This window comes from Streptomyces sp. S6 (assembly GCF_054880855.1).
This window is the reverse complement of record NZ_JBTYMC010000290.1, coordinates 1-8432: the sequence shown is the minus strand read 5'-3', so window position 1 is coordinate 8432 and position 8432 is coordinate 1. Positions and strand designations below refer to the sequence as shown.

General features: G+C 71.6%; 14 protein-coding genes. 5 read left to right on the top strand and 9 right to left on the bottom strand.

Going from position 1 to position 8432, the window contains the following annotated elements; translation table 11 throughout:
* Positions 1-114 precede the first annotated feature (114 nt).
* Positions 115-378 (bottom strand): hypothetical protein, encoded by a 264-nt coding sequence (locus tag ACVNF4_RS28610; RefSeq protein ID WP_461805777.1) that lies wholly within the window; start codon positions 376-378, stop codon positions 115-117.
* A gap of 220 nt (positions 379-598) precedes the next feature.
* Between ACVNF4_RS28610 and ACVNF4_RS28605 the strand changes: the two genes are divergently transcribed.
* From ACVNF4_RS28605 to ACVNF4_RS28585, 5 genes are all read left to right on the top strand, one after another.
* The gene (locus ACVNF4_RS28605; protein ID WP_461805776.1) at positions 599-940 is read left to right on the top strand and encodes an SPDY domain-containing protein; all 342 of its coding nucleotides are present in this window, start codon (positions 599-601) and stop codon (positions 938-940) included.
* Positions 941-996: 56 nt separating this feature from the next.
* Positions 997-1167, top strand: a complete 171-nt coding sequence (locus ACVNF4_RS28600; RefSeq protein WP_461805775.1) for a hypothetical protein — start codon at positions 997-999, stop codon at positions 1165-1167.
* 52 nt (positions 1168-1219) lie between these two features.
* Complete coding sequence (locus ACVNF4_RS28595) at positions 1220-1432, top strand: hypothetical protein (protein WP_461805774.1); 213 nt, start codon at positions 1220-1222, stop codon at positions 1430-1432.
* An 89-nt stretch (positions 1433-1521) separates the two neighbouring features.
* Complete coding sequence (locus ACVNF4_RS28590; RefSeq protein ID WP_461805773.1) at positions 1522-1851, top strand: esterase; 330 nt, start codon at positions 1522-1524, stop codon at positions 1849-1851.
* A 197-nt stretch (positions 1852-2048) separates the two neighbouring features.
* Positions 2049-2282 carry a hypothetical protein gene (locus ACVNF4_RS28585; protein WP_461805772.1) on the top strand — a complete coding sequence of 78 codons (234 nt, stop codon included), beginning with the start codon at positions 2049-2051 and terminating at the stop codon, positions 2280-2282.
* 165 nt (positions 2283-2447) lie between these two features.
* Here ACVNF4_RS28585 and ACVNF4_RS28580 read toward each other — a convergent pair whose 3' ends face one another.
* The 8 genes from ACVNF4_RS28580 to ACVNF4_RS28545 all read right to left on the bottom strand — a co-directional run.
* On the bottom strand, positions 2448-2918 hold the full coding sequence (locus ACVNF4_RS28580; protein WP_461805771.1) for a hypothetical protein: 471 nt from the start codon (positions 2916-2918) through the stop codon (positions 2448-2450).
* Between the two features lie 79 nt (positions 2919-2997).
* On the bottom strand, positions 2998-3396 hold the full coding sequence (locus ACVNF4_RS28575) for a hypothetical protein (protein ID WP_461805770.1): 399 nt from the start codon (positions 3394-3396) through the stop codon (positions 2998-3000).
* 98 nt (positions 3397-3494) lie between these two features.
* Positions 3495-5264, bottom strand: coding sequence for a relaxase/mobilization nuclease domain-containing protein (locus tag ACVNF4_RS28570; protein ID WP_461805769.1), 1770 nt, complete (start codon positions 5262-5264; stop codon positions 3495-3497).
* Positions 5264-5722 (bottom strand): plasmid mobilization protein, encoded by a 459-nt coding sequence (locus tag ACVNF4_RS28565; RefSeq protein ID WP_461805768.1) that lies wholly within the window; start codon positions 5720-5722, stop codon positions 5264-5266. The genes ACVNF4_RS28570 and ACVNF4_RS28565 overlap by 1 nt, the downstream gene beginning before the upstream one ends.
* A 194-nt stretch (positions 5723-5916) precedes the next feature.
* Positions 5917-6141 (bottom strand): hypothetical protein, encoded by a 225-nt coding sequence (locus ACVNF4_RS28560; RefSeq protein WP_461805767.1) that lies wholly within the window; start codon positions 6139-6141, stop codon positions 5917-5919.
* Positions 6142-6244: 103 nt separating this feature from the next.
* The gene (locus ACVNF4_RS28555; protein WP_461805766.1) at positions 6245-7276 is read right to left on the bottom strand and encodes a DUF2637 domain-containing protein; all 1032 of its coding nucleotides are present in this window, start codon (positions 7274-7276) and stop codon (positions 6245-6247) included.
* Complete coding sequence (locus tag ACVNF4_RS28550) at positions 7273-7845, bottom strand: WhiB family transcriptional regulator (protein ID WP_461805765.1); 573 nt, start codon at positions 7843-7845, stop codon at positions 7273-7275. Before ACVNF4_RS28550 ends, ACVNF4_RS28555 begins: the two co-directional genes overlap by 4 nt.
* 82 nt (positions 7846-7927) lie before the next feature.
* Positions 7928-8432: ATP-binding protein (locus tag ACVNF4_RS28545; RefSeq protein ID WP_461805764.1), on the bottom strand; the 505-nt coding region annotated here is incomplete at its 5' end.

Below are 8432 nucleotides of genomic sequence, written 5' to 3'. Positions count from 1 at the left end.
CTGTCGCCCGCTCCGGGCCCCCGCCGCACGCCGTGGGCCGGTCACCCGGGCAGACCGCTCCTTCGGCAGCCGTCGGGCCGCCGAAGGCCGGGCTGGGGCCGCACCGCTGACCGGTCAGGCGCGGTCCTCGCCACGGTGGCCGTCCCAGACGCCGGAGTCCACCGCGCGGGCCAGCTCCTCCAACGTCAGCTCGACGCGGCGCCCGTCCGCGACCCGCTCCTCCACCACTCTTTCCTCTCTCCGTCCGCCGGCCCGCGCACCGACAGCCCACTGACCGTCAGCAACCATCGTGATGCCGCCCACCGTCCACGGCCGCCCGGCCGAACGGATCTTGCGCTCCAGCCCGGCCCCGTCCCAGTGTCTGCTCGGCCTTGTCATCCCGGCTCCCCCTTCGGCCTCGTGCGGCCCACTGCCGCAACCGAAGTACGACAACCCGGCTCGCCGATCCATTCCCCAAGGCCGTGGTCCCTTCCCCGACGGCCATCAGTTCGCCCACGGCAGACGCCGCTTCCCCGGACAGGACTACGTACTTCGCCACCTCGCATGCCAACGTACGGGTGTCGGGAAAACCGCAGGTCAATGAAGGGATCGCATCACCGTGAACGCCTCCGCCACCCTCCTGCCCGCTGTCGTCCGCCCGGTCGTCGAGGAGCGCCACTGGCTCTCCTCCGACCACTGCGCCGACTCCGTGCTCGGCCTTCTCACCACCCTTGGCTGGGCCGTCGTCGACACCCCGGAGGCCAACGTCCACGCGACGAGCCCGGACGGCCGTGTCTACGTCGGCTGGCTCCCCGAGAACACCACCGCCTGGAAGCGCGGCATCGTCTGGCAGGTCCGGGTCCAGCCCACCGAAGGCGACCCGTGGGTCCAGGAGTTCGGCCTCCACACCCCCTCCGAGGCCGTCGCCGGATTCATCTCCGCCCTCGTCGCCCACCACTGACCACACTTCCGCAGCCCCTGCTTCGAACAGCACCGACCCGGCAAGGAGTTCCGGCCGTGCGCATGCTCTTGGCCACCCGCCCCGGCTACCGCCGCAAATGCGCCTACGCCCCGCGCTGCACCTGCTACTACCTGCGCGGCCAGTACGGCCGCCGCACCAAGACCGTCCGGCGCCGTGCCGCCCGTCGCGCCGAACAACGCCAGTGGCGGCGCGACCAGGCCGCATGACCGCGCACAACCGGCAACCACTCCTCCAACGACCCGTTCCTCGGAGATTCCCGTGCCCCACTACCTGACCGTCGGCCACCTGCTGCGCCAGCTCCAGGACATCGACCCCGGCCTGCCGATCCGCCTCGCCGTCAACCCGGACTTCCCCTTCGCCCACTACCTGGGCACGGAGGTCATCGTCCGGGACGGCAAGGCGTTCATAGCCGACGACGGCCAGGAGGACTACCTCCCCACAACGGTCAGCAACGCCCTCGCCTGGGCCTGAACCATCCACCGACACCTCTGGAGGCCCATATCCCGTCACGCACCCCTCCCACGCACCTCCTTCCCCTGCACAGCCTCGCCGTACGCCCCATGCCGAGCCACGCGCGCGGCGCACTGGTCCAGCACGTCTCCGCCCTGCCGGACGGACCGCTCGATGTCACCTGGCTCGCCGCCGACATCCCACGCCTGCCTTTCGGCCGCGTCCGCCTGCACTGGGAACCGGCCGCTGTCTCCGGCTGGAACGTCACCGCCCACCTGGGCCTGGCCACCGGCGAGGTCCATCTCGCCTCCTGGCCCGCCGCCCCGGACACCTGGCCGCACCTGATCCGCCCGACCCTCCACGAGGTACGCGGTCTGTGCACCGCCCTCGCCGTCGCGACCGCCGCCCTCGACCTCTCCAACCACCTCGCTGAGACCTGACCACACCGCACAAGGCCGCCCCTCGCCGATCCGGCAGGGGCGGCCTCGCGGTATGCCCGGTCACGTGCTGCCTACCCCCAGAGTCGGCGGACGAGAAGGTCACGACGGCCGACAGAAGGGCGATCCCGCAGGCCCTGCTCGCCAGGGGGTACACCGTTCGGCTGACCCGAGATCACGTCCGCCCCTAGGCTGAGAGCATGACGTTCGATTCGCCAATGCCCTCCCCTCCGTTCCCTTCACCGGACAACGCCGTGCTCCGGGTGGTCGTCGGCAATGCCATCGCGTCGGTCCGCGACGGCGAAGCGTCGGTGGAGGAAGCGATCCTGCATGCCGCCGTCCACGGGTGGTACGAGGGCCATATCCAGGGCGAGGACGAGTGTCCCGGCTGCGACTTCCGGGGTCGACTTCCGAAGAACGGCGAGCGTGGCTGACCTGACCCTGGTGCTGACGGCATCCGGGCAGCGCTGCCGTGGGTTTTCGACCCCGGTCTGGGCGTTCACCCAGCGGCGGAAGATGGACTCCCCGACATCGTTGCCGCCGGCCATGTCTACCAGGCGCTGGTCGTGGCGCAGGACGGAGAGTCACCCCAAACAAGGTCAGGTGATGGGGTACGGCCTGGGGTAGCCCTTGCGCTCACAGTCCAGGGCCTCTTCGTCGAGGAGTTCCAGGGCCTTGGTACGACCGTGCGCTTCCAGCAGCATGACCACCGTGTTGATCGTGACGGCATGGATGCGTTCCAGCAGCGCCAGGCTCTCCAACGCCCGAAGAAGTGTTGACTCCTTCGTGGCGACCCGGCGTACGGCCGTCGTTGTCGCGAACTCGATCTCTGGTGGAGCCAGGGCCGCGACCTCGTAGATGTCGCGCACCGCCATGGACGGTTCTCCAAGTGTGCCGAAGAGCCGGTCGTGCTCAAGTGACGACCAGGCAAAGACGAGTTCCAATCGGCTGGGCTCCAGATCTGCAAGGCAGGACGCCACCTGGGCACGGTCCTGGTCGAGGTAACCTCGCGTCAGGTCGGCCACCCTCCACACTGCGTCCACCAGCCGCGGATCATCCATTTCTGTCATACCCCTCCTTCTACTGAGGGCGCGGGTAAAGCGGGGCGGTTTCCGCAGAGTTCACCGATATGTGGCGACGAGGCGCTCTCTATTCCAGGTAGGTGCCGGTGAAGGCGCCGTCGAAGCCGAGTGCGGCAAGGCCCTGCGCGACGGTGGGGTAGGTCGTTCCGTCCGGGCCGGTGGCCAGGGCGTCGAAGTCGGCGCGGGTGATCTCCGGTTCGTGCCAGTGGCTGCCGCAGCGGCAGCAGAGCCAGACGTTTCGGCCGTGGTTGATGAGCAGCCAGTCGCGCCGGGCGCGGCAGGCTGTGCACCGTACCGGGATTCCGCGGAGGGCGAGTTCGTGCGGGTGGCTGAGGCAGCGCGCCATGTTGGGGCCGCTGGGCGGCTGTGTCTCGTGTTCAAGTCGCAGCAGGGGATCGGCGCCGGCGGGGAGGACGGGCAGTACGGGGGCGGTGGGGCGGTGGGTGGTTCTGGGCACGAGCGTCATCTCCCGGTTGGGGTCGTTCTGTTCATCCGTAACAGCCGGTGGAGCCGGTTGTCCAGGCAGTTCTCGGGGGCCGGCTGGCCGGTGCCGGCGTGCTGCCGTCAGCGGCTCGGTGGGCGGTTGCGCGGGTCGGAGGTGGTGGGGCGAGCCGAGGTTGCGGGCGTCGTCCGGTTGGTGGCGTGGTCGGTTGAGGTCTTGGGCCTGCTGCCGGTCCGTGGACGGCGGGTTGCCTCACCGGGGTGGGCGGGGAGCTGGGCGAGGCGGCGCAGGCGCCAGACGAGGACGTCGTTGACGTCCTCGGCGGTGTCGAGTTCGCGCATGTCGATGGCCTCCTGGAGGAGGGCCTCGAGATCGTGGCCGGCCTGCTCGGCCTGGGCGAGCGTGGCGGTCAGGGCATCGGTCTTCGAGGGCCAGCGGGCCACCCGCAACCCCGACTTCGACAGAACTGTGTGAACGGTGGCCTGGTAGCTGCGGCGTTCGGTCTCGGGCAGGGCGCGGCCCTGGTCGCGCAGTACCCGCATCGGCGCGGACGCGGCTTGGCGGTAGGCGGTCCGCAGGTGTTCGGCGGTCTGCCGGGCGGCGTGGGCCTGCTGTGCGTGGCCTCGGGCGGAGTGCCAGCGGACGGCGGCGAGGGTGACGAGGACCAGGGTGGACAGGAGCATGGCGGTGGTGCCGCCGTCTTCGCCCCGGCTGAGGGCGCTTCCGGCCTGGATGATGCCCCGGGCTGCAGAGCGGATCGCGCGGATGTCGGCCTGTTCGGCTCGGACGTGGCTGCGGGTGGCGCGTTCGAAGGCGCGGGCGGCGGCGCCCAGTTCGGCGCGGGTGGTGGCCGGGGAGGTCTGGGCGACCGCGTCGAGGAGTTCGCCGATGCCCACGAGCTGAGCGGCGGCTTCGTCCTCGTCGCTGTCGATCAGGCGGGCGGCGTGCTCGGCGATGCCGGTGGCGCCGCGTCGTGCCCGGGAGGACGCGGACCAGTCCGGCCGGCCACCGGTGACCGGCGGGAGTGTCGTCGGATCGGTGGCGCCTCCGGTCATGCGGCGTCGGATCTTGGGGAGGGACAGGTCGGGGGCCAGTTTGGAGCCGGGGAACCAGACCGGTTTACCGTCGCGGTTGCGGTCGCCGGGGAGGGCGACGTTGTAGCCGATGGCGTCGCCGGACGGGGCGTTGCGGATCTTCACGCGCAGGCCCGCCTCGCGCAGGCGGGCGAAGAACTCCTCTTCGGTGGCGGCGCCGGCGAGGGCGTGGCGGACGGCTTCGCGGAGTGTCTCGCGTGGGGTCTCGGTGCGGCCGGTGCGTTCGGCTTTGAAGCGTTCGGCGCTGGTGGGGGTCTGGGCTGCGGTGCCGTCGCCGGGTTTGAGGCGGCGCAGGTCCATCTCCTTCTCCATACGGCGGCATTCGGCCTGGGCCTTTTTGAAGTCGTAGTTCATGCGGGGGCGGCGCAGGTCTCCTCGGACCATGGTGGCCAGGATGTGGATGTGGTCATCCGCGTGGCGGACGGCGACCCAGCGGCAGCCGTCCGGGTCTCCGTCGGGGGCGAGGTTGACGGCGTGGACCAGGCGGCGGGCGACGGTGTTCCACTCGGCGTCGGTCAGGGTGCGGTCGCCGGGGTCGGTGCGGACCGAGCAGTGCCAGACGTGCTGGGCCGGTGCTGCGGTGCCGGCCTGGTTGACGCGCAGGTCCAGGGCGGCGGTGAGGCGGGCGAGGGTGGCCTTGAAGTCGGGGTCGGGGCTGGTGTCGCGTCCGGGGTCGGGGGCGAAGCCGTCCCAGCTCCCGACGAGGTGGGGGTCGGTGTGTTCGTCGCGTTTGCCGGGGCCGTACAGGTAGACGAGGAGGCCGTAGGTGCGGGAGCCGCGCCGGATCTTGGGAACCATCACAGACGCTTCTTCACCAGGGTGTCGGCGGTGTCGTCGATGCGGGCCAGGAGCCGGGTGAGGGTCTGGAGGGCGTGGTCGAGTTCGCCGGGGCGGGGCTGTCCTCCGGCGTTGTAGGTGTAGGCGATCTGGTTGATGTTGTTGCCGATCCGGGAGAGGGCGGTCCGCGCGGCGGCCAGCTCGTCGATGGCGGTGTCGAGTTGTTCGTTGGTGTGCAGGCGGGTGGAACCGCGGGCGGTTGCGAGGCCGGCGGCGGCGAGGAACCGGGCGACGGTGACGCCGCGCTGTGCGGCAGCGGCGGCGATCTCGGCGTGCTCGGTGTCGGAGAGGCGGGTGGTCGTCTTGCGGGTGCGCTGGCTGGGGTTGCGGGTGCGGCGGCGCGGCTTGCGGTCGGGAAACGCGGGCGTGCTCGGGCTCGGCTGCTCGCGGCGGTCTGCTTCTCCCTCTACGACCGGCACCCCCTGGTGCCGGGAGTCCGGCTGGTCCCTGTGCGCCCTCGCTCGGGGACCAGCCGGACTTCCCCCGCCCTGCTGGGCGGGGGCAAGTGCGTACGACGGGCCGTAGGACCGTCGTAGGCGACAACTTGCTCCGCCGGGAGCCGTTGTGGGGTCACGCTGCTGTCCGGTCTCGGTGACTGCCGGGTCGTCGGCGGTCACCAGGGGGTTTCCGGGTTCTGCTGCCGGAGTTCGCGGACGAGTTCCTCGATCCAGTCCATGGCGAGGACGGGGTGGTGCAGGGTCCAGGGGCGGCTGCCTGGGGTTCGTTGCACGGTCCAGGTGTTGTCGGGGCCGGACCGGGCGCGGTGGAGGTGGCCGTGGCGGTGCAGGACGGTCAGCCAGGAGTCGACCTCGGCGAGGGTGGCCGGGCGGGTGCGCATGAAGGGGTACTCCGCTTCGCTTCGCAGGGGTGTGGGGGTAGGTGACCGGGGGCGGGTGACCGGCCGGATCGTCCGGCCGGTCACCCGGTTCGTGGTGTCCCGGTCAGGTCCGGCCGGAGGTGACCGGCTGTCCGGGTTGCTGGCGAAGCTCGGCCATCAGGGCGGTCAGCGTGTCGTTGGACAGCGGGATCTGCTGCCCCCGGATCGCCTGGGCGACCACCTTGCGGGTCAGGTTGTTCTCGGCCGTGACCGCTGACCGGGCGATCTTCAGGAGTTCCTCGGTGTCCGGGTCGGACCGTCGGCCACGGGGTGTCCGGGGGGTCTGGCCGGTGACCGGGGGCGGAGTGACCGGCCGGCCGGTGGCCGGCGCGAGGCTGTCCTGGTCGGCGGTGACCGCCTCGACGACCGTCCGGTCGGTGACCTGGGGGACGGTGTCCGGCTGGCCGAGCGGATCTGTGGCCTCCTGCGGCTGCTCGCGGTCACCGGTGACCGGGCCGGGGCTGTCCGCCGGGGTGCTGTCCTCGGTCAGTGACCGGGGAGCCGGACTCTGCTTGTCCAGGGACAGGCGTGACCGGCCGGTCAGGTCAGTGACCGGCCCGTCGCTGACCTGACCGGCCCGGTCCGCCGGGGTGACCTCGATGCCCCCGGGCCGGTCAGCCCGGACAGCGTGACCGAGGCTCTCCCGGTCACCGGCCCTGACCTGGCCTCGGGCGATGAGGATGTAGAGGTGGACCGCTCCGGCCAGCGCGAGCGGGGCGATCGTGGACAGCACCGCGACCACCGTGTCCCCGAGCCGCAGACCGGTACCGGCGGCCCCTTCCTCGTTGAGGCGCACCGCGTGCAGGGCGTTGGCCCAGATGCTGGCGGCGGTGGCCGTGCCAAAGAGGGCCCACACGTAGAACCGTGCGCGCAGGGGCGCGTCGCGCAGGACCAGGAGCGCCCGTACGCCGTAGGCGATGAACCCGTCGATCACCAGGGGGAAGAGGTAGGTGAGGAGACCGCGTACGTGGATGGCCACGGCCATCTGCTGGAGGGCGTCGTAGGACAGGGCGCATCCCGCGCCGCCCAGGGCGATGACGACCGTACGGTCCCAGCCGGTGATGTGTGCCGTCCTCGGCGCGCTCGCGGGAGTCACGCCGCCGTCCCGAAGTCGTCCCGGCCCAGCCGCTCGCCCTCGTTGTTCGCGGGCGCGGTGGTCTGCGTGGGCTGGTCCAGGTCCAGGTCCCGGTTGCGCAGGGCGCGGCTGATCTCCCGGTAGAGCTTCTGGGCGTGTTCCTCGGTGATCTTCAGGAGCCAGGCCAGGCGCCGTTCGCTCACCCCGTGGTGGTAAGCGGCGTCGATGACCGCGCGGCGTTCGGCGTGGGTGAGGTGGACGTCGCGTCCGGTGATGGTCTCGTTCACCCGGCTGTAGTCGAGGCGGTGGGCGAGCTTCTTGTGCAGGGGCCTGCGTTCCTCCTCGGTCAGTCCGCCCCGGATGCCGTCGGAGTCGCCGTTCTCCAGGGCGGCGTCCAGGCAGGTGCGGCGGACCGGGCACTGGCCGCACAGCGACTTCGCGGCGGCGATCTTCCCGGTCTCGTCGGGCTCGGGGAAGAAGATCTCGGGGTCCACCGGGTTGTACTCGGTGCTCTGGCAGACGGCCTCGTCCTGCCAGGTCTGGTCACCGAGCGACCGGTGGCGGGCAGGGGTAATCGTCCTGGTGGTCATGGGAGTTGCTCCGATCGCTCCCCGCGCGCGGACAAGGCGCCGGCGGGGAGGTGGTTCTGTGGTGGGGGGACGGGGCGGCCGGTCAGGCGACGTGCCGCCGACGTCTGCGGTCGACGGGCTCGAAGGCGACCCTGGTCGTCATCTCCGCAAGGCGGGAGGCGACGCGGTCGCCGAGCTGGGCGCGCAGGTCCCGGATGGCGAGGTTGGTGGTGATCAGCGTCGGCAGCAGGAGGTTGTAGCGGCGGTTGATCAGGCGGGTGGTGATCTCCTCGACCCACTCGGTGGTCTTCGCGCCGCCGAGTTCGTCCAGGATCAGCACCGGGACGCGGGACACCCGGTGGAGGATGCGCTCGGTGTCCGTGCCGGTCTGCGGGCGCAGTTCGGCGTACAGGTCGGCGGCCGTGGTCGCCTCCCAGCGCACCGCGATCCCGGCCCGGACGAGGGCGCGGACGGCGCCGTACGCCTGGTGGGTCTTGCCCGCGCCGGTCACCCCGGCCAGCAGCAGGCTCGGCCCCGTGGTGACCTGCGGACGGGCGCCCGCATTCGCCGGGGCCGCCCGCTCCGCCACCTCCCGGACCCACTCCGCC

What these genes read in the sequence shown, in the direction of transcription:
- ACVNF4_RS28610 (WP_461805777.1), bottom strand. Translation starts at nt 378, where the DNA reads ATGACAAGGCCGAGCAGACACTGGGACGGGGCCGGGCTGGAGCGCAAG.
- ACVNF4_RS28590 (WP_461805773.1), top strand. Translation starts at nt 1,522, where the DNA reads ATGCCGAGCCACGCGCGCGGCGCACTGGTCCAGCACGTCTCCGCCCTG.
- ACVNF4_RS28585 (WP_461805772.1), top strand. Translation starts at nt 2,049, where the DNA reads ATGACGTTCGATTCGCCAATGCCCTCCCCTCCGTTCCCTTCACCGGAC.
- ACVNF4_RS28580 (WP_461805771.1), bottom strand. Translation starts at nt 2,918, where the DNA reads ATGACAGAAATGGATGATCCGCGGCTGGTGGACGCAGTGTGGAGGGTG.
- ACVNF4_RS28575 (WP_461805770.1), bottom strand. Translation starts at nt 3,396, where the DNA reads ATGACGCTCGTGCCCAGAACCACCCACCGCCCCACCGCCCCCGTACTG.
- ACVNF4_RS28570 (WP_461805769.1), bottom strand. Translation starts at nt 5,264, where the DNA reads ATGGTTCCCAAGATCCGGCGCGGCTCCCGCACCTACGGCCTCCTCGTC.
- ACVNF4_RS28560 (WP_461805767.1), bottom strand. Translation starts at nt 6,141, where the DNA reads ATGCGCACCCGCCCGGCCACCCTCGCCGAGGTCGACTCCTGGCTGACC.
- ACVNF4_RS28550 (WP_461805765.1), bottom strand. Translation starts at nt 7,845, where the DNA reads ATGACCACCAGGACGATTACCCCTGCCCGCCACCGGTCGCTCGGTGAC.